Source organism: uncultured Phycicoccus sp. (genome assembly GCF_947495705.1).
Lineage (GTDB): Bacteria > Actinomycetota > Actinomycetes > Actinomycetales > Dermatophilaceae > Phycicoccus.
In genome coordinates this window covers 68819-90053 of the sequence record NZ_CANLZR010000011.1, presented here as the reverse complement: position 1 = coordinate 90053, position 21235 = coordinate 68819, and the positions used below count along the sequence as shown (strand labels likewise).

18 protein-coding genes and 2 tRNA genes are annotated in these 21235 nt (G+C 74.6%); 12 read left to right on the top strand and 8 right to left on the bottom strand.

Going from position 1 to position 21235, the window contains the following annotated elements; translation table 11 throughout:
• The first annotated feature begins 92 nt into the window (after positions 1–92).
• Positions 93–1172, top strand: coding sequence for a LacI family DNA-binding transcriptional regulator (locus Q0963_RS14575; RefSeq protein ID WP_299447375.1), 1080 nt, complete (start codon positions 93–95; stop codon positions 1170–1172).
• Between the two features lie 63 nt (positions 1173–1235).
• Here Q0963_RS14575 and tig read toward each other — a convergent pair whose 3' ends face one another.
• Positions 1236–2585: a trigger factor gene (tig, locus tag Q0963_RS14570; RefSeq protein ID WP_299447415.1), complete on the bottom strand. Its 1350-nt coding sequence runs from the start codon at positions 2583–2585 to the stop codon at positions 1236–1238.
• A 246-nt stretch (positions 2586–2831) separates the two neighbouring features.
• Between tig and Q0963_RS14565 the strand changes: the two genes are divergently transcribed.
• Positions 2832–3797, top strand: a complete 966-nt coding sequence (locus Q0963_RS14565; protein WP_299447372.1) for a zinc metalloprotease — start codon at positions 2832–2834, stop codon at positions 3795–3797.
• A 73-nt stretch (positions 3798–3870) separates the two neighbouring features.
• Here Q0963_RS14565 and Q0963_RS14560 read toward each other — a convergent pair.
• Positions 3871–3944 (bottom strand) — tRNA-Gly (locus Q0963_RS14560).
• 93 nt (positions 3945–4037) lie between these two features.
• Between Q0963_RS14560 and Q0963_RS14555 the strand changes: the two genes are divergently transcribed.
• Positions 4038–4111: transfer RNA gene (locus Q0963_RS14555), tRNA-Pro, on the top strand.
• A gap of 112 nt (positions 4112–4223) precedes the next feature.
• On the opposite strand, the gene Q0963_RS14550 is transcribed toward Q0963_RS14555, so the two are convergent.
• The 4 genes from Q0963_RS14550 to Q0963_RS14535 form a co-directional block, all read right to left on the bottom strand.
• On the bottom strand, positions 4224–4751 hold the full coding sequence (locus Q0963_RS14550) for a hypothetical protein (protein ID WP_299447369.1): 528 nt from the start codon (positions 4749–4751) through the stop codon (positions 4224–4226).
• A 269-nt stretch (positions 4752–5020) separates the two neighbouring features.
• Positions 5021–5698 (bottom strand): tRNA (guanosine(46)-N7)-methyltransferase TrmB, encoded by a 678-nt coding sequence (gene trmB, locus Q0963_RS14545; protein WP_299447367.1) that lies wholly within the window; start codon positions 5696–5698, stop codon positions 5021–5023.
• Between the two features lie 52 nt (positions 5699–5750).
• Complete coding sequence (locus Q0963_RS14540; protein WP_299447365.1) at positions 5751–6848, bottom strand: PP2C family protein-serine/threonine phosphatase; 1098 nt, start codon at positions 6846–6848, stop codon at positions 5751–5753.
• Between the two features lie 93 nt (positions 6849–6941).
• Positions 6942–7412 carry a ribose-5-phosphate isomerase gene (locus Q0963_RS14535; RefSeq protein WP_299447363.1) on the bottom strand — a complete coding sequence of 157 codons (471 nt, stop codon included), beginning with the start codon at positions 7410–7412 and terminating at the stop codon, positions 6942–6944.
• Between the two features lie 160 nt (positions 7413–7572).
• Between Q0963_RS14535 and pepN the strand changes: the two genes are divergently transcribed.
• Genes pepN through Q0963_RS14505 form a run of 6 tightly spaced genes read left to right on the top strand, consistent with a single transcriptional unit; the run spans position 7573 to position 15536 of the window.
• The gene (gene pepN, locus Q0963_RS14530; RefSeq protein ID WP_299447361.1) at positions 7573–10125 is read left to right on the top strand and encodes an aminopeptidase N; all 2553 of its coding nucleotides are present in this window, start codon (positions 7573–7575) and stop codon (positions 10123–10125) included.
• Entirely contained in the window at positions 10118–11074 is a 957-nt protein-coding gene (locus Q0963_RS14525; RefSeq protein ID WP_299447359.1) for a mechanosensitive ion channel family protein, read from the top strand. Before pepN ends, Q0963_RS14525 begins: the two co-directional genes overlap by 8 nt.
• A complete protein-coding gene (locus tag Q0963_RS14520; protein WP_299447357.1) occupies positions 11071–11463 on the top strand; it encodes a globin in 393 nt (130 codons plus the stop codon). Before Q0963_RS14525 ends, Q0963_RS14520 begins: the two co-directional genes overlap by 4 nt.
• 45 nt (positions 11464–11508) lie before the next feature.
• Positions 11509–13320, top strand: coding sequence for a glycoside hydrolase family 13 protein (locus Q0963_RS14515; RefSeq protein ID WP_299447355.1), 1812 nt, complete (start codon positions 11509–11511; stop codon positions 13318–13320).
• 1 nt (position 13321) lies between these two features.
• Positions 13322–14140, top strand: coding sequence for a glycerophosphodiester phosphodiesterase family protein (locus Q0963_RS14510; protein ID WP_299447353.1), 819 nt, complete (start codon positions 13322–13324; stop codon positions 14138–14140).
• A gap of 10 nt (positions 14141–14150) precedes the next feature.
• Positions 14151–15536: an MFS transporter gene (locus tag Q0963_RS14505; RefSeq protein WP_299447351.1), complete on the top strand. Its 1386-nt coding sequence runs from the start codon at positions 14151–14153 to the stop codon at positions 15534–15536.
• On the opposite strand, the gene Q0963_RS14500 is transcribed toward Q0963_RS14505, so the two are convergent.
• On the bottom strand, positions 15518–16138 hold the full coding sequence (locus Q0963_RS14500) for a hypothetical protein (RefSeq protein ID WP_299447349.1): 621 nt from the start codon (positions 16136–16138) through the stop codon (positions 15518–15520). The two genes, Q0963_RS14505 and Q0963_RS14500, sit on opposite strands and share 19 nt — an antisense overlap.
• Entirely contained in the window at positions 16135–16596 is a 462-nt protein-coding gene (locus Q0963_RS14495) for a thioesterase family protein (protein WP_299447347.1), read from the bottom strand. The genes Q0963_RS14500 and Q0963_RS14495 overlap by 4 nt, the downstream gene beginning before the upstream one ends.
• Before the next feature lie 41 nt (positions 16597–16637).
• Here Q0963_RS14495 and Q0963_RS14490 point away from each other — a divergent pair, with 41 nt between their 5' ends.
• The 3 genes from Q0963_RS14490 (at position 16638) to Q0963_RS14480 (ending at position 21118) form a co-directional block, all read left to right on the top strand.
• The gene (locus Q0963_RS14490) at positions 16638–17993 is read left to right on the top strand and encodes a serine hydrolase (protein WP_299447345.1); all 1356 of its coding nucleotides are present in this window, start codon (positions 16638–16640) and stop codon (positions 17991–17993) included.
• 67 nt (positions 17994–18060) lie between these two features.
• On the top strand, positions 18061–20196 hold the full coding sequence (locus Q0963_RS14485) for a RecQ family ATP-dependent DNA helicase (RefSeq protein ID WP_299447343.1): 2136 nt from the start codon (positions 18061–18063) through the stop codon (positions 20194–20196).
• Positions 20189–21118, top strand: a complete 930-nt coding sequence (locus tag Q0963_RS14480; RefSeq protein WP_299447341.1) for an epimerase — start codon at positions 20189–20191, stop codon at positions 21116–21118. The genes Q0963_RS14485 and Q0963_RS14480 overlap by 8 nt, the downstream gene beginning before the upstream one ends.
• Positions 21119–21235 lie beyond the last annotated feature (117 nt).

Below are 21235 nucleotides of genomic sequence, written 5' to 3'. Positions count from 1 at the left end.
GTGAGACAGGGTGCGGGTCGTGTCGAATCGATTCGATCGAATCGATTCGATATTGTGGCTCCCATGTCCGCGACCCGTCAAGCCGAACACCCGTGACCCGCGCCGTCCCCGTCCTCGGCCGCCGCAGCACGCTGCGTGACGTCGCCGACCGCGCCGGGGTGTCCACCTCGACCGCCTCGCTCGTCTTCAGCGGCAAGGGGCCGGTGGCCGAGGCGACCGCGGAGCGGGTGCGTGCCGCGGCCGCCGAGCTCGGGTTCGCCGGCCCGGACCCGCTCGCGTCGTCGCTGCGTCAGGGCCGGGTGGGCACGGTCGCGGTGCTCGTCGAAGGCCCCCTGCGGTTCGCCTTCCGCGACCCGTTCGCGCTGGCCGTGCTCGACGGGCTCGCCGAGGAGCTCGACGCCGCCGACCGCACCATGCTGCTCGTCGCGCAGCCCGTCGACGACCCCGAGCGGGCCGTCGGGCAGCTCGCGACCCAGGCCGTCGACGCCGCCGTCTTCCCGCTGTGCGGGCTCAGCGACAACCCGGTCGTCGACCACCTCGCGGCGCGCGGCGTCACCCTCGTCGGCAGCGGGGCCCCGCTCGACCCGCGCGTCGTCCACGTCCGCACCGACGAGGCCGCCGCGATGGGGCTCACCACGCAGCACGTGCTGGACCTCGGCCACCGCCGGCTGGCCCACGTCTCGATGCCCCTCGCGCCGGGAGGCAGCACCGGGTGGGCCACCGCCCGCGACGTGGACGAGGCCGCGTACCCGGACGCCCGGGGCCGGGTCGACGGGTTCCGGCGGCTCGCGGGCGCCGGCGCGCCGGTGGTCCAGGCCGCCGACCTCACGGTGGGCGCCGGCGAGGCCGCCGGCCGCCTGCTCCTCGACGTGCCCCCCGCGCGTCGCCCCACGGCCGTCGTCTGCCAGGCCGACCTGCTCGCGGCCGGCGTCGTCCGGGCCGCGAGCGCGCTCGGCCTGCGGGTGCCCGACGACGTCTCGGTGACCGGCTTCGACGGGGTGGAGCTGCCCTGGCTCGACGCCACGCTCACCACGGTGCTCCAGCCCGGGGTGGCCAAGGGCCGGGCCCTGGGCGCGCTGGTCCGCCGCGCCCTGGACGGCGAGCCCGTCACCGACGAGGCGTTCCCCGTCTCGCTGCGGCTCGGCACGACCACCGCTCCCCCGCCCGGCTGAGCCCCCCACACGCGACGGTGCCGCGCCCCTCGTGGGGGCGCGGCACCGTGTCGTGGCGGCGGGTCAGACCCGGGCCTCGGCCTCCTCGGCCTCGTCGGCCGCGGGGGTCTCGGCGTCGCCGGAGTCCGCGACGGTGTCGGTCTCGGCCGTGGGGACGAGGTTGTCGAGGTCGATGCGGGTGCCGCTGGCGTCGGTGACCACGGCGCCGTCGAGGACGGCCGCGAGCGCCTTGCGGCGGGCGACCTCCTGGACCATCGCCGGGATCTGGCCCTGCTGGTCGACGGCCTGGGCGAACTGGTTCGGGTCCATGCCGTACTGCTGCGCGCTCATGATGAGGTACTCGATGAGCTCGGGCTGCTCGACCTTGACCTCGAGCTTCTCGGCGATCGCGTCGAGGAGGAACTGCGACTTCAGCGCCTTGCGCGTCGACTCGTCGACCTCGGCCCGGTGCTCGTCGTCGTCCATCCGGCTCTCGCCCTCGAGGTGGGCGTCGACCTCGGCCTTGACGATGCCGTCGGGCACGGGGACCTCGATGGTCTCGAGGAGGTGCTCGAGGACCTTGTCGCGGGCCTGGATGCCCTGCTCGTACTTCTTGGCCTGCTCGGCCTGCGAGACGACGTCGGCGCGGAGCTCGTCGAGGGTGTCGAACTGCGAGGCGAGCTGGGCGAACTCGTCGTCGAGCTCGGGGAGCTCACGGACCTTGACGGCCTGGACGGTGACGGTGCACTCGGCCTCCTGGCCCTCGCGGTCGCCGCCGGCCAGCGGCGCGGTGAAGGTCTTGGTCTCGCCCGCGGTCATCCCGACGAGCGCGTCGTCGATGCCCTCGATCATGTTGCCGGAGCCGACCTCGTAGGACACGGCCTCGACGGAGTCGATCTCCTCGTCCTCGATCGTCGCGGACAGGTCGATGGAGACGTGGTCGCCGGTCTCGACGGCACGGTCGACGCCCACGAGGGCGCCGAAGCGCTCGCGGAGGGCGGTCATGCGCTCCTCCACGTCCTCGTCCGAGACGGTGACGTCGTCGACGGTCACGGCGATGCCCTCGAGCTCGGGGAGCTCGATCGTGGGACGGACGTCGGTCTCGACGGAGAACTCGAGGTCCTGGCCGTCCTCCAGCGGGACGGCGGTGACGTCGACCTCGGGCTGGCCGATGGCGCGGACGTCCTGCTCCTCGGCGGCCTGCGCGAAGAACTGCGGGAGCGCGTCGTTGACGGCCTCCTGGACGACGACGCCGCGGCCGACGCGCTGGTCGATGATCCGGCTGGGGACCTTGCCCTTGCGGAAGCCAGGCACCTGCACCTGGGACGCGATCGTCGCGTAGGCCTTGTCGAGGAGCGGCTTGAGCTCCTCGAAGGGGACCTCGACGGTCAGCTTGACCCGAGTCGGGGTCAGGGTCTCGACGGCACTCTTCACTTCGGGCACTCCACCTGGGGTGTCGGGTTCACGGTCTCGCGTCGGGGCCCGGCCTGCGCCGGGTCCGTCCGGGGCCGCGTGACACGCGGGCGCCCGGGACGACGCCAAAGGTCCATGCTAGCGGCCCCCGGCGGGGCGGCCGAATCGGGAGGTTCGTCCCCCTGCGGTCCGGGACCCCCAGCCGGTACCGTCCCCTCCACGTGCGCGCCCGGCAGGAGGAGCGCGCCCGACCCGAAGGACCCGATGATGCTCTCGACCCCCACCCGCGCCCGGCTGACCGCCGCCGGCGCGCTCGCCGCCGGACTCGTCGCGGCGGCCGCCCTCACCGGCAGCACGGCCGCCGCCACCGCCGCGGGCACCCCCTCACCCGCCGTCCTGGAGTGCGACCCGGCCCTCGGCGCCAGCGGCGCCCGGGTGGCCGACGGCGCGGCGGCGGCCGAGCCCAAGCTGTACCCCGACAACGAGGCCAAGGCGTACGGGGTCATCAAGGACGCGCCGCGGATGGCCGACGGCTCGGTGTTCATCGACACCGTCTTCCACGTGCTGTCCGACCACGCCCTGACGGGGGCCGAGCGGACCCGGATGGACACGATGATCGCCGACCAGGTCGAGGTCCTCAACGACTCCTTCGCGGGCCGGACCTCCCCGACGGCGGCCGACAGCCCGTTCCGGTTCGACCTCGTCGACACGACGTACACGGTCAACGCCGCCTGGTCCACCGTGAGCCCGGGCAAGGCCGAGCGCGACATGAAGAAGGCCCTGCACACCGGTGACGCGACGACCCTCAACGTCTACGTCGCGGACATCGGCGGCGGGCTGCTCGGCTGGGCCTACTTCCCGAAGGGCTACAACAAGGGCCGCGACTTCATCGACGGGGTCGTCATCCTCGACGAGTCGATGCCCGGCGGGACGGCCGGCAAGTACGCCGAGGGCGACACCCTGACCCACGAGGTGGGCCACTGGATGATGCTCGAGCACACCTTCGCGCACGGGTGCAGCGCCGCCGGCGACGGCGTGGCCGACACCCCGAAGGAAGCCCACCCGCAGTTCAACTGCCCGGTCGGTGCCGACTCGTGTGCCGCGCCCGGCCTGGACCCGGTGCACAACTTCATGGACTACACCCAGGACTCGTGCATGAACGAGTTCACTCCCGGCCAGGTCGAGCGGATGAACGACGCGTGGGTCCAGTTCCGCGCGGGAGCCAAGGCGTAGCAGCCACCCGGAACGACGGCGGGGTCCCCGGCTGCGGCCGGGGACCCCGTCGTCGTTCCCGCGTGGGCGGTGGTGGAGCGGGCGACGGGAATCGAACCCGCGTAGCCAGTTTGGAAGACTGGGGCTCTACCATTGAGCTACGCCCGCGCACCTCGTCGGCGTCCACCGCGAGGGCAGCGCTAGCCTAGGGCGGCGCGCGCGGGAACCGAAATCAGAACACGCCCTGGTCCCCGGGCGCACCGGGGTATGGCGCAGGTTGGTAGCGCGTCCGCTTTGGGAGCGGAAGGCCGCCGGTTCAAATCCGGCTACCCCGACACGACGACTGGCCCGGCGACGAAGGAGCCGGGCCAGTGGCGTGTCCGGAGCCGGATGACGGGAGCGGGAGTGCGGCTCCGAGGTACGAGGTGACGCACCCCGCGGCTCCGGCTACCCCGACACGACGACAAGGAGCGAAGCTCCCCATGCCGGCATGCCAGGTGCGCGTTCCAGCGCGCGCTCGGCGGGGCGTTCGCCGATGGTCACCTCGTTCTGCCGCAGCGCGTCGTCGACCGGGTTCAGCGCCAGTGCGTGGTGATCGCCGTCCACCTCGAGGACGAGACCGACGTCCTCCCACACCGCGTCGAGGTACACCCGTCCGCCGTCGTGCCGACGGACCACCTGACGGTCCGGCGCCGGGAGTCCGACGCGGCGACACAGCCGTGTGAGGTCCAGCTCACCCAGCGCCTGCGCCCCGTCGCAGACGTCGCGGATGACGGTGCCGAGGAACTCAGCCCTGGGGCTCCTCCGGACCTCCTGCCAGGCGGCGAGCAGCCGGTCGCACCGAAGCAGCCGCTGCTGCACCGGGAGGCAGACCAGCAGCGCGGCGGCCCGGTCGGTGCGAGCCCAGCCGGCCGCGCGGATCGCCGCGAGCTCGGTGGTGGCCCGACGCAGCGACGACCCAGTGGTGGGACCCACCGTGCGCGGCCGGTGCAGCCGGACCCCGGCCACCGCGCGGCCCGTGACAGATCTCCAGTGCCGACGACGACCGTGTGCCGGCCCGCGAGCCGCCAGCGCCCCGCCGCGACCTCCGTGCGGATGTCGTCGCGTGACACGCCCTGCGCCCGCAGCTCCGCGCGGTGAGCGACGCCGTCGTGCGGCTCGGCCACCCGGGCAGCGCGAAACGCGCGGTCGGCTCGCGAGCGCGCGGCCGGCCTGGCGGAGTGCGGCCGGCCGGCTCTGTCGCCTCAGCGCAGGGTGCAGCGGAACTCCGACACCGAGCGTCCGTGCCGTAGCCCCTTGGCCTCGAAGCCGTCGTCCGGTCGCCACGTCGGCCGCTCCCCCTCGACGACGTCGAAGCCGCCGTGCGCCTCGAGCTGGGTGCGGCAGTGCGCGGCGTAGGCGTCGATGTCGGTCGCGATCCGCAGGACCCCGCCGGGGGCGAGCCGGGAGGCGATGAGCGTCAGCGTGTGCTGCTGGACGAAGCGTCGCTTGGCGTGCCTCGTCTTGGGCCATGGGTCGGGGAAGAAGAGGTGGACGGCGGCGAGGGTGCCGGGCCCGATGCGCTCGGTGAGCAGCGGCAGGGCGTCGCCGGGATGCACCCAGAGGTTGGCCACCTGGGCCGCGTCGGCGGCGGCGAGCATCCGGGCGATCCCGGGCACGTGCACGTCGACGGCGACGACGTCGGCCTCCGGGTGGGCCGCGGCGTAGGCGATGGCCGCGGCCCCGTGCCCGGAGCCGATCTCGAGGACGACCGGCCCCTGCCGTCCGAAGGCCTCGGCCGGGACGAGTGGGCCGTCGGGCAGCGCGCGGCCGGGGAGCAGGGTGTCCATCCGCTCGTCGGTGAGCGGGCTGTTGCGCCAGCGCGGGGTGAACGTGCGGACGCCCTCGCGGGGGGTGTGGTCGAGGACCGGGCGGGGTGCCACGGTGGAGCCTCCGGGGTCGACGGACAGGGGCGCGCCGGGCCGGCGCGGGGCCTCAGACCCGCCGTACGGCGAGTGCGGCCCGGTCGTCATCCTCCCCCGAACGGGCTGCCACGCACACATCGCGGGCGACGTCGCCGTCGCGCAGGACGGACATGGCGGCCACGCCGAGCATCCGGTCGATGCCGTCGCTGAGGTCGCGGTCGCGCGCCTCGACGACGCCGTCGGAGTACACCAGGAGGGCGTCGCCGCGGTCGAGTCGCCCACTCTGGCGCGGGAAGGTGACGTCGGCGACGATCCCGAGCAGCGGGCCCCGGCCGGCGTCGAGCACCGTCCACCGGGCTCGGCCCGAGGTGTAGAGCGCCGGGGACGGATGGCCGGCGCTCGCGATGGAGTACTCACCGGTGCGCAGATCGAGGTCGACGTGCACGGCGGTCGCGAACCCCTCCTCCCAGCCCTGCCGGATGAGGTACTCGTTCGCCGCGCGCAGGAAGTCGGCCGACGGCACCGCGCCGAGGAGCCCGCCGAGAGCACCGGAGAGCAGCAGCGACCGGGTACCCGCGCCGGACCCCTTGCCGCTGACGTCCACGAGGGCGATCTCGAGCCGGTTCCCGGACGGGCTGAGGTGGGCGACGACGAAGTCCCCCGAGAAGAGGTCGCCGTGCGCCGACAGGATGCAGGAGGTGGCGGTCCACCCCTCGGGCAGGGCCGGCACCTGCCCGACGGAGGCGATCCGGTCGCGCAGGTCGGCGAACATCCGGTCGCCGCTCAGCCCCCGCAGCCCGAGCTGGGCCCTGGACCGGGCGATGACGAGGACGAGGGCCATGACCGCCAGGACGGCCCCGAGCACGCCACCCGCCCGCACGACGCCGAGCATCGAGTTCGGGATCCACGCGGCGACCACGGCGAGGGAGACCGCTTGGACGACGAGGAGCCGTCGCGGGTCGAGCAGCAGCCCGGACACGACGAGGAACGGGAAGAACACCGAGATCGGGACGACGTCGGGCCAGCGGATGACGGCGATCCCGAAGAGGAGGACGCCGGCGATGAGGCCGGGCATGATGAACGGGCCGGAGTCGACGCCGAGGAAACGGTTCGCGTAGACGCGGCGCTTGGGCTCACCGGAGGTGTCCGGACGCGCGAAAGCAGCCATGCTCACCCCTCTCACCGTCGACCGGGCCGCGGCCACAGTAGTGCGCGGGCCGGGGTGCCGCCACAGGATCGGCGCAGGTGCGCCGGCGGCGGCTCAGGGCAGCGGCGGCAGGGAGCCGTCGGCCTCGTACGCGTCGAGCATCGCGATCCGGCGCGCGTGGCGGTCATCACCGCTGAACGGCGTCGCGACGAACGTGCGGACCATGGCCCGCGCGGTCTCGGGGTCGGCCATCCGCGCCCCGATGGAGATGATCCGGGCGTCGTTGTGCTCGCGCGCCAGCCGGGCGAGCTCCTCGTCGTAGCAGAGCGCCGCCCGCACCCCCTTGACCTTGTTGGCGGCCATCTGCTCGCCGTTGCCTGACCCGCCGAGGACGACCCCGAGGCTCTCGGGCTCCGCCGCGACCGCCTCGGCGGCGCGCAGGACGAACACCGGGTAGTCGTCGAGGGCGTCGTAGGTGTGCGGGCCGTGGTTGACCACCTCGTGCCCTTCGGCCTCGAGGTGGGCCGCGAGGTCGCCGAGCATCTCGAACGCCGCGTGGTCGCCGGCGATGTGGACGCGAGTCATGTCAGTCCTCCGTGTCGAAGATCGGACCCAGGGTGCCATGCCGTCCCCGGCCCCGCCGACTCGGTCACCGGCCCGTCACCGTGTGAAGATTGGACCTCGTGCGCCCTCTCGCGCGCCGACCCGATCCGCCGTTCGTCTCTCTCATCCGCAAGGAGCCCCCGTGCCCGGCACGAACCTCACCCGCGACGAGGCTGCTGCCCGCTCCGGTCTCATCACCGTCGACACCTACGACATCGCCCTCGACGTGACGACGGGCGACGAGACGTTCGCGACGACGAGCACCGTGCGGTTCAGCTGCTCCTCCCCGGGCGCCGAGACCTTCCTCGACTTCGTCGGCGCCTCCGTCGACGAGCTCGTCGTCAACGGCACCTCCCTCGACCCGGCGGCCCACTACGCCGACAGCCGGGTGCGCCTGCCCGGGCTCCAGGCCGAGAACACGGTGACGGTGCGGGCGACGGGTCGCTACACGAACTTCGGCGAGGGGCTCCACCGGTTCGTCGACCCGGTGGACGACGAGGTGTACCTCTACACCCAGTTCGAGGTCCCCGACAGCCGTCGGGCCTTCCCCGTCTTCGAGCAGCCCGACCTCAAGGCCGGCTTCGCGTTCACGGTCACGGCACCGGCGCACTGGCAGGTCGTGTCCAACTCGCCGACGCCCCCGTCCGAGCCCGCCGGCGAGGGGTCGGCGACCTGGCGGTTCCCGCGGACCCCGCGCCTGTCGAGCTACATCACCGCCCTCGTCGCCGGGCCGTACGACGTCGTCCGCGACTCCGTGACCACCCGGGCCGGCGAGATCCCGCTCGGCATCTTCTGCCGCCGCAGCCTCACCCCGTACCTCGACGCCGACAACCTGTTCACGCTGACGAAGCAGGGTTTCGCGTTCTTCGAGGAGGAGTTCGACTGCGCCTACCCGTTCGAGAAGTACGACCAGCTGTTCTCGCCGGAGTACAACATGGGGGCGATGGAGAACGCCGGGTGCGTGACGATCTCCGAGATCTACCTCTTCCGCTCCAAGGTGCCCGACGCCCTCGTCGAGCGGCGCGCCCTGACCGTGCTCCACGAGCTGGCCCACATGTGGTTCGGCGACCTCGTGACGATGCGCTGGTGGAACGACCTCTGGCTCAACGAGTCGTTCGCCGAGTGGGCGTCGACGACGTGCCAGGCCGAGGCCACCGAGTGGCGCGACGCCTGGACGACGTTCTGCACCTACGAGAAGGACTGGGCCTACAGCCAGGACCAGCTCTCGACGACCCACCCGATCGTCGCGCCGATCGAGGACCTGCGCGACGTCGAGGTCAACTTCGACGGCATCACCTACGCCAAGGGCGCGTCGGTGCTCAAGCAGCTCGTGGCCTACGTCGGTCGGGACGCGTTCCGCGACGGTCTCCGCACCTACTTCCGCAAGCACGCGTGGGGCAACACGAGCCTCGCGGACCTCCTCGTCGAGCTCGAGGCGACCTCGGGGCGCGACCTGCACGCCTGGTCGGCCGCGTGGCTCGAGACCGCCGGGGTCAACACCCTGCGGGCCCGCGTCGAGGTCGACGACCGCGGCCGCATCGCGTCGGCGGTCATCGAGCAGACCTCCGCCGAGGGCATCGGGGTCCCGCGCCCGCACCGGCTCGGGGTCGGCCTCTACCGCCTGCACGACGGCGAGCTGCAGCGCACCGACGTCCTCGAGGTCGACGTCGACGGCCCGCTCACCGAGGTCCCGGCCCTCCTCGGCCGCGACCAGCCCGACCTCCTCCTCGTCAACGACGACGACCTCACCTACGCGAAGATCCGGCTCGACGAGCGCTCGCTCGCGACGGCCCTGGCGCACCCGCGCGCGTTCACGTCCTCGCTGCCCCACTCGCTCGTGCTCGCCTCGGCGTGGGACATGACCCGCGAGGCCGAGATGGGCGCGCGCGCGTTCGCCGACCTCGCCCTCGCGAGCCTCGCCGACGAGGCCGACTCCACCCTGCTGCGGACCCTGCTCGCCCAGCTGCGGGTCGCCGTGTTCTCGTACACCGCGCCGCAGCACCGGGAGGCCACCCGGGCGGGCGCCCGGGACCGCCTCTGGGAGCTGGCGCGGGCCGCCGCACCGGGCAGCGACGCCCAGCTGCAGCTCGTCACCGCCGCGGCCGGCTTCACGACCGCGGGCGACGACCCGGCGGCGCTGCGCGCCCTCTACGACGGCACCGAGACCCTCGACGGGCTCGACGTCGACTTCGAGATGCGCTGGACCCTGCTCACCGCCCTGGCCGCTGTCGGTGCCGCCGACGAGGCGGAGATCGACGCCGAGCGTGCCCGGGAGGACACCGCGACGGGTCGTGAGCGGGCCGCCCGGGCGCGGGCGGCCATGCCGACGGCCGAGGCCAAGGCGATGGCGTGGCGCGCCGCGGTCGAGGAGACGGGCCTGCCGAACGCCGTCGTCGAGGCGCTCGGGCTCGGGCTCGTCCGCACCGGGACCCCCGAGCACCTGCTGCGCCCCTACGTCGAGAGGTACCACGCCATGCTCGACACCGTCGAGGAGAAGGGCTCCTCGGCCCTCGTCGAGGCCATCGTCCTCGGCTTCTACCCCCGCCCCCTCGCCGATGCCGCCCTGCTCGACGCGACGCAGACGTGGCTCGACGAGCACCCCGACGCCCCCGCCGCGATGCGCCGCCTCGTCGCCGAGAACCGCGACCCGGTGGCGCGCGCCCTGACCGCCCAGGAGCGTGATGCCCGTGACTGACGCCACGACCGTCCTCAGCCTGCCCGACCTGGCCGCGCTCGACACCCAGGTCGTCGTCGGAGTCGTCGAGGCCGCCCAGGCCTGGCTGCTCACCGACGGCCTGCGCGTGCTCGCGACGATCCTCATCGCCCTCGTCGCCCGCTGGGCCCTGCACCGGCTCATCGGGCGCACCGTCGCGACGATGACCTCCCGCTCGAGCGAGCGGACCCGGGAGACCGACGCGCGCGGCAACGTCCTCGCGACGACGATCGGCCTGGCGGGCGAGCGGCACCGCTCCCGGGTCCAGACAGTGGGGTCGCTGCTGCGCAGCATCTCGACGTTCGTCATCGGCGTCGTCGCCGCCCTCACCATCATGGGTCTCATCGGCCTCCCCCTGGGCCCCCTGCTCGCCTCCGCCGGCGTCGGCGGCGTGGCGATCGGCTTCGGCGCGCAGAGCCTCGTCAAGGACTTCCTGTCGGGGATCTTCATGATCTTCGAGGACCAGTACGGGGTGGGTGACGTCGTCGACACCGGCGAGGCCATCGGCACCGTCGAGGAGGTCACGCTGCGGATCACCCGGCTGCGCGACTTCGACGGCGTCGTCTGGTACGTCCGCAACGGCGAGATCATCCGGATCGGGAACCGGTCGCAGGGCTACGGCGCCGCCTGGGTCGAGATGCCAGTGTCGTACCGCGAGGACATCTCGCGGGTGCTCGAGGTCGTCCGTGAGGTGTGCGGGACCTTCGCCGTCGACCCCGAGTGGGAGCCCAAGCTCATCGAGGCCCCCACGGTGCTCGGCGTCGACTCGATCGCCGGGCAGACCGTGACCGTCAAGGTCCTCGCCAAGACCCTCGCCGGCGAGAACTTCGCCGTCCAGCGCGAGCTGCGGGCACGGATCAAGGCCGCGTTCGACGCGAACGACATCCAGGGTCCGCCGCTGCCGCCCTTCGCCCCGGCCGGCCCGCGATGAGCCTCTACGAGGAGGTCGGCGGGGCGCCGACGTTCGAACGGCTCGTGCACGCCTTCTACGAGGGTGTCGCCGCCGACCCCCCGCTGCGGGCGCTCTACCCCGAGGAGGACCTCGCGCCGGCCGAGCGCCGGCTCCGGATGTTCCTCGAGCAGTACTTCGGCGGCCCGACGGCGTACAGCCAGGAGCGCGGCCACCCGAGGCTGCGGATGCGCCACGCACCGTTCCCGGTGACCCTGGACATGCGGGACCGGTGGATGCGTCACATGCTGGCGGCGGTCGACGCGGCGGGCATCCCCGAGCCCCAGGCGGAGCAGATGCGCGACTACTTCCTGCGCGCGGCCCACATGCTCGTCAACAGCGCCGAGGACGTCCCTCCGCTCGCCCCCTGAACCCGTCTGCACGGGGATTTCGCCGAGCCCCGGCGATGCGGAAGCATGGTGCGGGTGACCCACGACAGCACACCCGCCCTGACCGCTCCCGGCACGATCGTCCACCGCGCCGACGAGCCGGACGCGCCCTGGTGGCACGACGCGGTGATCTACCAGATCTACCCCCGTTCCTGGGCCGACGCGGACGGCGACGGCATCGGTGACCTGCCGGGGATCACCGCCCGCCTCCCGTACCTGCGGGACCTCGGCGTCGACGCGGTCTGGCTCAGCCCCTTCTACGTCTCCCCGATGAACGACGCGGGCTACGACGTGGCCGACTACCGCGACATCGACCCGCGCTTCGGCACCCTCGACGACGCCGACGCGATGATCGCGACCGCCCACGACCTCGGCCTGAAGGTCGTCGTCGACCTGGTCCCCAACCACACGAGCAGCGAGCACGCGTGGTTCCAGGCCGCGCTCGCCGCGGCACCCGGCAGCCCCGAGCGCGACCGGTACGTCTTCCGGGACGGCCGCGGCCCGGGCGGTGCGGAGCCCCCGAACAACTGGTCGTCGGTGTTCGGCGGCCGCGGCTGGACCAGGGTCACCGAGGCCGACGGCTCGCCGGGCCAGTGGTACCTCCACATCTTCGACGTCACCCAGCCGGACCTGAACTGGCACAACCCCGAGGTCCGCGCGGAGTTCGAGTCGATCCTGCGGTTCTGGTGCGACCGCGGCGTCGACGGCTTCCGGGTCGACGTCGCGCACGGCCTCGTGAAGGAGGACGGGCTCCCCGACTGGCACGGCCCGATGGGCGTCTTCGACGAGGTCGACGCCGACACCGGGCCCAGCGGGATCGGCCGCGACGTCGAGGAGCTCGAGGGTCACGACGGCACGATGGTGCTCGACCACAGCGCGACCGGCAACGCCCCGATGTGGGACCAGGACGGGGTCCACGAGATCTACCGCGCCTGGCGCGACGTCCTGGACTCCTACGGCGAGCCCGACCGCATCCTGTGCGCCGAGGCCTGGGTCAAGCCCGCGACCCGGCTCGCCCGCTACGTCCGCGACGACGAGATGCACCAGGCCTTCAACTTCGACTTCCTCGACACGCACTGGAACGCGGCGGCGCTCGCCCGGGTCATCGAGTCCTCGCTGCGCTCCAACGACGCCGTCGGTGCGCCGACGACGTGGGTGCTCTCGAACCACGACGTCGTGCGGCACGCGACCCGGCTCGGCCTGGACCAGAGCGCGCCGCGGACCAACGGCATCCGGGCCACCGACCCCCAGCCCGACGCCGCGCTCGGCCTGCGCCGGGCGCGAGCGGCGACGGCCCTCATGCTCGGGCTCCCGGGTGGGGCGTACCTCTACCAGGGCGAGGAGCTCGGCCTCCCCGAGCACACGACGATGCCCGACGAGGTCCGCCAGGACCCCACCTTCCACCGCACGGACCACGCCATCGCGGGCCGCGACGGCTGCCGGGTGCCGATGCCGTGGGTCAAGGACGCCCCGAGCCTCGGCTTCGGGCCGGGCGACGACCCGTGGCTGCCCCAGCCCGAGGCGTACGCGGACCTCGCGGTCGACCAGCAGGCGGGCGTCGACGGCTCCACCCTCGAGCTCTACAAGGCCCTGCTGCGGACCCGCCACCAGCAGTGCCTGGGGCGTGGCGCCCTCACGTGGGACGCCCTCACCTCCGAGACGGTCGTCGCGGTCCGCAACAGCTCGCCCGAGCGGGACGCCGACGTGCTCGTCCTCGCGAACATCGGCCCCGACCCGGTCCCGCTCCCCGACGGCGAGGTCCTCGTCGCGTCCGGGCCGCTCTCGCCCGGCCACCTCCCGGCCGACACCACGGCCTGGCTGCGCGTGGCCACCGCCTGACGTGCGCGCTGCCGACTACGCCTACCTCTCCTCCCCCGCCCCGATCGCGCTGGCGCACCGGGGCGGGGCGCGGCTGCCCGAGAACATCGGCTTCGAGAACACCCTCGCGGCCTTCGGGCGCGCCGTGGCGATGGGCTACCGGTACCTCGAGACCGACGTGCACGCGACGTCCGACGGCCGGGCCGTCGCGTTCCACGACACGGTGCTGGACCGGGTCACCGACGCGCGCGGGCGGGTGGCCGACCTGCCGTGGTCCGTCGTGCGGCAGGCCCGCGTCGGAGGCATCGAGCCGGTCCCCCTGCTCGGCGACCTCCTCGAGGCCTTCCCCGACACCTTCCTCAACATCGACGTCAAGGCCGACTCCGCGCTCGCGCCCACCCTCGAGGTGGTGCGCCGGCACGACGCCACCCGGCGGGTCTGTCTCGGGTCGTTCTCGCCGCGCCGGATCCGGGCCGTCCGCAGGGCGCTCGGGCCCGACGTCGCGACCGCGGCCGGGCAGCTCGGCACCGCGGCCCTGCGGTTCGGCCCCGGACCGGTGACCCGCCTCCTGCACACCCCGGCACCGGTGTTCCAGATCCCGGCCGAGCACCGGGTCGGCGGCCGCACCATCACCCTCGTCACCCCCGGGCTCGTCCGGCGCGCCCACCGGCTCGGCAAGCACGTCCACGTGTGGTTCCACGACTGGTCGCGCGAGGACGCCCAGGAGTACCACCGCCTGCTCGACCTCGGGGTCGACGGGATCGTGGCCGACCGGATCGACGTCCTGCGCGACGTGCTCGTCGAGCGCGGACACCCCCCGATGGCCGGGTCCGGAGGCTAGATTGGCGCAAGTGCACGAGCAGACGACCCGGACGGCCGCAGGGCCGCTGAGCCGTCCCTACCTCGAGGTCACGGTCGCCGTCCTGGCCCTCGTCACGATCGTGGCCTTCGAGTCCATGGCGGTGTCCACGGCGATGCCGGACGTCGCCCGCGAGCTGGACGCCGTGCGCTCCTACGGTTTCGCGTTCTCGGTCATGCTGACCGCCCAGCTCCTCGGCATCGTCCTCGCCGGGGTGTGGACCGACCGGTCCGGCCCGCTGCCCGGGGCGTTCGTGGGGCAGGTGCTGCTGGCCGTCGGCTCCACGACATGCGGCCTGGCCGAGCGCTTCGACGTCTTCCTCGTGGGTCGGGCGCTCACCGGGCTCGGCGGTGGGCTGCTCGTCGTCATGCTCTACGTCATCGCCGGCCGGGTCTACCCCGAGGTGATCCGGCCGCGGCTGTTCACCTACGTGTCGGCGGCCTGGGTGCTCCCGGCGCTGGCCGGCCCCCCCGTGTCGGCCTGGGTCACCGAGCACCTGTCGTGGCGCTGGGTGTTCCTCGGCGTCGTCGTCCCGGTACTCGTCACCGTGCTCGCACTGCGCCGGGCCCAGCAGCGCACCGACACCTCGCGCCTGCGCGAGGTCGTCAGCACCCGCGACCACCGCACCCACGTCCGGACGGCCTGGGCCGGGGTGGCCGTGGCGCTGGCCGCGGGTGCCCTGCAGTTCGGCTCGCACGAGCTCGACCTCGAGCTGTCGGCCAAGACCGTCGTCGGACTCGTCGGCCTCCTCGGCGTCGCCGTCGTCGCGCCGGTCCTGCTGCCGCGCGCGACCTGGGTCATGGGCCGGGGCCTGCCGAGCGTGATCCTGTCCCGGGCACTGCTGTGCGCCGCGTTCTACGGCGGGATCACCTACGTCCCGCTCTTCCTCGTCGGGCAGCGGGGAGCGAGCCTGCAGGTCGCCGGGCTCGCCCTGGCCGTCGGGGCGATCGGCTGGGCCCTCGGTGCCTGGTACCAGGGGCACGACGTGCTGCACCTGCCGCGGTACCGGCTCGTCGAGGTCGGCGGGGTCTTCCTGGCCGCGGGGCTGGTGTGGCTCTCCGCCGTCGCCTGGGCGGACCTCCCCGGCTGGCTCAGTGTGCTCGCCCTGTTCCTCGCCGGGCTCGCGATGGGCACCGGCGTGACGACGACGACGGTCGTGGCGCTCGAGCTGAGCCCGGTGCACGACCACGGCGAGGCCTCCTCCGCGCTCCAGCTCTCCGACGTCCTCGGCAGCGTCCTGGGCATCGCGGCGGCCACCGCCGCCTTCGCGGCGCTCCACGTGCCCGGTCAGGACAACCCGCTGTTCGGCGCGATCTTCCTCGGCCTGGCCCTCGTCGCGGCCGTCGTCGTCCCGGCGGGTCAGCGCATCAGGACGTGACCACCGGGCGCGGTGAGCCGCGTCCACCGGTTCGCGCGGAACACCCGCACCGCTCCACCCGGCGCGAGGAACCCCAGCGAGAACGCCGCGAACGCCCCGCCCGCCCGGACGCCGGGGGCGACCTCGGTGGCCCACACCCGGTCGCGGACGAACCCGGCCGCCGCTCCCCGTTCCCGCACGGCCGCGCTGACCTCGTCCAGCCCCGCCCGGGCGGCGCGGGCCAGGTCGTCACCGGGCACCTCCCCCGCGGGCTCCCACCCCGAGCGGGGCGGGCTGACCGCCGACCACGGCGCGAGCGCGCGCAGGGGCGGGACCGCCAGGTCGCCGGACCCGTCGTGCCGGGCCGTCCGGTCCGTGACGGCGCCGAGCGGGACGACGAGGTCGCACTCCGCGGGCTCGCGCAGGGCGAAGGTGCGCAGGCCGAGCACCGTCCCCTCGGCGAGGATGCCGCTGCCCTGGACCACGCCCACCCAGGCCGCGAGCACGTCGCCCGACGCCTGGAGCCGGATCGCCCCGGCGTCGTCGAGGGCCCGGGCCCGGCCGGCGTAGCGCCCGAGGTCCCCGAGCGAGGCGGCGTCGACGAGGTGCAGGACGTCGGTCACCGGCCCGACCACCGGAACGTCACGGCGTCGCCGGAGTGCGCGGCCAGCTGGCTGCGCGCCTCGGCCGACAGGCGGCGGGGGGTGGACGTAGCGAAGTCGTAGAGCACGAGCCCGGTCTCGGCGACGGCGTACTCCCGCTCGCCCACCGCGTCCGGGTCGCGGACGACGTACCCGAGGTCGAACCCGGCGCCGTGCACCCGCGTCACCCACATGTCGACCTCGACGGGCTCGGGCCGGTACGTGAGCGGCGCCCGGTACTCGATGGCGTGGCGGGAGACGACGATGCCCTCGTCGAGCAGCGTCGGCCGGTCGGGGAACCACTCCCGGAACCCGATGACCCGGGCGTCCTCGAGGAGGCGCAGGTACTGCACGTTGTTGACGTGGCCGTAGGCGTCCATGTCGGACCACCGCAGCGGCACCTCGACGCGGTAGGGGCGGGAGGCGTGGGGACCGGGCATCTGCCCATCCTCCCAGCACCGCCGGGTCCTAGGGTGGGCGGATGCCGCTGCAGCCCTCGACGACGCGCCACCTCGACCACGTGCTCGCCACCGCCCAGCGCGCGGGCCGGCTGCCGTCGGTCGTCGCCGGGATCGTGCGCGACGGCGCCCTCGTGTGGAGCGGGGCCGCCGGGACCCTCGACGGGCGCGCCGGGGGCGAGCCCGCCGACGACGACACCCAGTACCGGATGGGCTCGATCACCAAGACCTTCGTCGCCGTGTGCGTCCTCCGGCTCCGCGACGCGGGCCGGCTCGACCTCACCGACCGCTTCGAGCAGCACGTGCCCGGCTCGCCGCTGGGGCGCGCCAGCATCGAGCAGCTGCTGACGCACGCCGCCGGCGCCCAGGCCGAGACGCCGGGTCCCTGGTGGGAGCGGACGCCCGGCGGCGACTGGGACGCGCTCACGGCCGCCCCGGTCGGGCAGCGGTTCCGCGAGGGCCGGCGCTTCCACTACTCCAACGTCGGCTACGGCGCGCTCGGGCGGCTGCTCGAGGTGCACCACGGCACCGGCTGGGCCGAGGTGGTGCGGGCCGAGCTGCTCGAGCCGCTGGGGATGACCCGGACGACGACCCGTCCCAGCGGCCGGGCGGCCCAGGGGCTGGCGGTGCACCCGTTCGCCGACGTCCTGCTGCCCGAGCCCGAGCACGACGGCGGCGCGATGGCCCCGGCCGGCCAGCTGTGGACCACCCTGCACGACCTCGCCCGCTGGGCCGGCTTCCTCGCCGGCGACACCGCGGGACTGCTCAACGCCGACACCCTCGCCGAGATGTGCGAGCCGCACCACGTCGTCGACGAGCCGGGGCAGCCGTGGACCGGCGCCCACGGCCTCGGCTGGCAGGTGTGGAACGTCGACGGCGCCCGTTTCGCGGGCCACGGGGGGTCGATGCCGGGCTTCCTCGCGGGGCTCCGGGTGCGCCTCGAGGGCGGCGACGGCGTCGTGACGATGACGAACACGACCTCCGCCACCGTGCTGCGGTCGCTGACCGAGGACCTGCTCGGCGTCCTCGACGCGGAGGCGCCGCACCCGGTGCCCCCGTGGTCGGCGGCCGGGGACGCGTCGCTGCTGGACCTCGTCGGCACGTGGCACTGGGGCCCGTCGACGACCACCGCGCGCCTCGTGGACGAGCACCTCGTCCTCGGCGAGCCCGGGCAGGCCCGGGGGTCGCGCTTCGCCCGGGTCGGGCCCGACGCGTGGGTCGGCCTTGACGGCTACAACGCCGGTGAGCCGCTGCTGGTGGTGCGGCGCTCCGACGGCACGGTGTCCCACCTGGACCTCGCCTCGTTCCGGTTCACCCGGACCCCCTACGACCCCGACGCCGACGTCCCCGGCGGCGTCGACCCGGCCGGCTGGTCCTGACCCGGGCCGCCGGCCTGTGGACGGCGGTCCACCCGGTGTCGGGTCGGCGGCATACGGTGGGCGCACCATGACGACACCGACCGCCGCCGCACCCGCGCCCCCCTCTGCCGAGCTCGCCGACCGCGCCCGGGTGGCGCTGCGCCGGCTCGTCGGCCGCGAGGACGCCGACTTCCGCGACGGCCAGCTCGAGGCGGTCTCGGCCCTCGTGGCCCAGCGCTCCCGCGTCCTCGTCGTCCAGCGCACCGGGTGGGGCAAGTCCGCCGTGTACTTCGTCGCCACCGCGCTGCGCCGCGCCGAGGGCGCCGGCCCCACCGTCATCATCAGCCCGCTCCTCGCGCTCATGCGCGACCAGATCGCGGCGGCCGGCCGCGCCGGCATCCGGGCCGTCACGATGAACTCCGCCAACGCCCAGGACTGGGACGAGGTGCGCGCGGCGCTCGCCGAGGACGCGGTCGACGTCCTGCTCGTCAGCCCCGAGCGGCTCAACAACCCGCGCTTCCGCGACGAGCAGCTCCCCGACCTCGCGCGGCGGTGCGGCCTCCTCGTCGTCGACGAGGCGCACTGTGTCAGCGACTGGGGCCACGACTTCCGGCCCGACTACCGCCGCATCCGCGACCTGCTCCAGGGCCTGCCCGACGACGTCCCGGTGCTCGCCACGACGGCCACCGCCAACGCCCGCGTCGTCCACGACGTCGAAGAGCAGCTGGGCGTCGGGGGGCGCCCGGTGCTCACGGTCCGCGGCGGGCTGGCGCGCGACTCGCTCCGCCTCGGAGTGCTGCGCTCGATGTCGCCCGAGCAGCGGCTGGGGTGGCTGCTCCAGCACCTCGGCGACCTGCCGGGGTCCGGCATCGTCTACGCGCTCACCGTCTCCGCCGCCGAGGACGTCGCCGCGAGCCTGCGCGAGGCCGGCCACGCCGTCGCGTCGTACACCGGCCGCACCGACCCCGCCGACCGCGAGCGTCTCGAGGAGGCGCTGCGGCACAACGAGGTCAAGGCGCTCGTGGCCACCTCCGCCCTCGGCATGGGCTTCGACAAGCCCGACCTCGGCTTCGTCGTCCACCTCGGGGCCCCCAGCAGCCCGGTCGCGTACTACCAGCAGGTGGGCCGTGCCGGCCGCGCCACCGACCGGGCCGACGTCCTCCTCCTGCCCGGCCCGGAGGACACCGACATCTGGCGGTACTTCGCGTCGGTGTCGATGCCGCGCGAGGACCAGGCGGCGGCCGTGCTCCGCGCCCTCGCCGAGGCCGGGCGTGCCGTGTCGACGGCGGCGCTCGAGACCGCCGTCGACGTCCGGCGCACCCGCCTCGAGCTGCTCCTGAAGGTGCTCGACGTCGACGGCGCCGTCCAGCGGGTCTCCGGCGGCTGGGTGTCCACCGGGGTCCCCTGGACCTACGACGCCGACCGCTACGAGCGCGTCGCCGCCGCACGCCGCGACGAGCAGCAGCTCATGGTCGACTACGAGCGCACCGACGCGTGCCGGATGGCCTTCCTCCAGGAGTGCCTCGACGACGACACCGCCGTGCCGTGCGGGCGCTGCGACGGGTGCGCCGGCCCCTGGTACCCCACCGACGTCCCCGACACCGTCGTCGGGGCCGCCCGCGAGCGGCTCACCCGGGTCGGGGTCGACGTCGACCCCCGCGCCCAGTGGCCCACCGGGATGGACCGCGTCGGCGTGCCCGTCAAGGGCCGGATCCCGGCGGAGGAGGGCGTGGCCGCGGGGCGCGCCCTCGCCCGGCTCTCCGACCTCGGCTGGGGCCAGCGGCTGCGCGAGGTGCTGCGCGAGGACGCCCCGGCCACCCCGGAGCTGCTCCGCGCCTGCGTCCCCGTGCTCGCCGAGTGGGGCTGGGCGCAGCGGCCGGTGGGTGTCGTCGCGATGCCCTCGCGCGGCCGTCCCCAGCTCGTCGGGTCCCTTGCCACCGGCCTCGCCGAGATCGGCAGGCTCCGGTTCCTCGGCTCCCTCGACCTCGCCCACGGCGGCCCCACCGGCGAGATGGGCGGCAACAGCGCCTACCGGCTCGCCGGGGTCTGGGAACGGCTCGTCGTGGGCCCCGAGCTCGCCGCGGCCCTGGCCACCACCCCCGGGCCCGTGCTCCTCGTCGACGACGTCGTCTCGACGCGCTGGAGCCTCACCGTCGCCGGGCGCGCGCTGCGCCTCGCCGGGGCGCCCGCCGTCCTGCCCTTCGCCCTCGCCGTCGATGGCTGAGCCGCCGCGCGCCGCCCGGCCCACCGTCGTCCTCGCGGGCGGTCGCGGGTCCCTGGGCCGGGCCCTGGCCGACGCCTTCGCGGCGGCCGGGCACACCGTCGTCGTCCTCACCCGCAGCCCCCGCGCCGACGCCCCGCACCTCGAGCTGGGCTGGGACGGCCGTTCGCTCGCCGGCGACTGGGGCCACCTGGTGCCGGGCAGCATCCTCGTCAACCTCGCCGGCGAGCTCGTCGACCGGCGCCCCACCCGCCGGGCCGTCGACCGCCTCACCGCCTCGCGCGTCAAGCCGACCCGCGCCCTCGTCGAGGCGTCGCGCCGGCACGGCGCGCCGGCGGTCTGGCTCCAGATGAGCACGCTGGCGATCTACGGCGACGCGGGCGAGACCCGGCTCACCGAGGGCTCCCCGCCGGCCGACGGGCCGCCGCAGATGGCGGGGGTCGCGACGGCGTGGGAGCACGCCCTGGCCGGGGCCGCCGCGGAACGCCTCGTCGTCCTGCGCACCGGGGTCGTCCTCGAGCAGGGCACCCCGGCCCTGGACCGCCTCACCACGCTCGCCCGGCGCTTCCTCGGCGGACGGGTCGGCCCGGGGACGCAATGGGTGTCCTGGATGCACGTCGACGACTTCGTGCGCGCGGTCCTCCACCTCGCGACCGCCTCGAGCCTCTCCGGCGTCGTCCACGTCACCGGCCCCACGCCGGTGCGCAACCGCGACCTCATGCGCGCCCTGCGCGGGGCACTGCACCGCCCGTGGGCGCCACCGACGCCCACCGCGCTCGTGCGGGTGGGGGCGTGGCTCGTGTTCGGCTCCGACCCCGCGCTGGCCCTCACCGGCCGCCACGCCACCCCCGACCGGCTCCTCGCCGACGGCTTCCACCTCGAGCACACCGACCTCGACGAGGCTCTCGCCGACCTGCTCGGCTGAGCGCCGCGCCCGGCCGCGCCTGTCCAGGGTCCGCCCGCCGATGCCCGCCCGACGCCCGGCGACGCGTAGCGTGAGCGGGTGAGCCAGGAGACCGAGGAGCGCGCCGAGCCGGCGGCC

Coding starts and splice junctions, on each gene's coding strand:
- Q0963_RS14565 (WP_299447372.1), top strand. CDS start 2,832: ATGCTCTCGACCCCCACCCGCGCCCGGCTGACCGCCGCCGGCGCGCTC.
- Q0963_RS14540 (WP_299447365.1), bottom strand. CDS start 6,848: ATGGCTGCTTTCGCGCGTCCGGACACCTCCGGTGAGCCCAAGCGCCGC.
- Q0963_RS14535 (WP_299447363.1), bottom strand. CDS start 7,412: ATGACTCGCGTCCACATCGCCGGCGACCACGCGGCGTTCGAGATGCTC.
- Q0963_RS14520 (WP_299447357.1), top strand. CDS start 11,071: ATGAGCCTCTACGAGGAGGTCGGCGGGGCGCCGACGTTCGAACGGCTC.
- Q0963_RS14515 (WP_299447355.1), top strand. CDS start 11,509: ATGGTGCGGGTGACCCACGACAGCACACCCGCCCTGACCGCTCCCGGC.
- Q0963_RS14495 (WP_299447347.1), bottom strand. CDS start 16,596: ATGCCCGGTCCCCACGCCTCCCGCCCCTACCGCGTCGAGGTGCCGCTG.
- Q0963_RS14490 (WP_299447345.1), top strand. CDS start 16,638: ATGCCGCTGCAGCCCTCGACGACGCGCCACCTCGACCACGTGCTCGCC.
- Q0963_RS14485 (WP_299447343.1), top strand. CDS start 18,061: ATGACGACACCGACCGCCGCCGCACCCGCGCCCCCCTCTGCCGAGCTC.
- Q0963_RS14480 (WP_299447341.1), top strand. CDS start 20,189: ATGGCTGAGCCGCCGCGCGCCGCCCGGCCCACCGTCGTCCTCGCGGGC.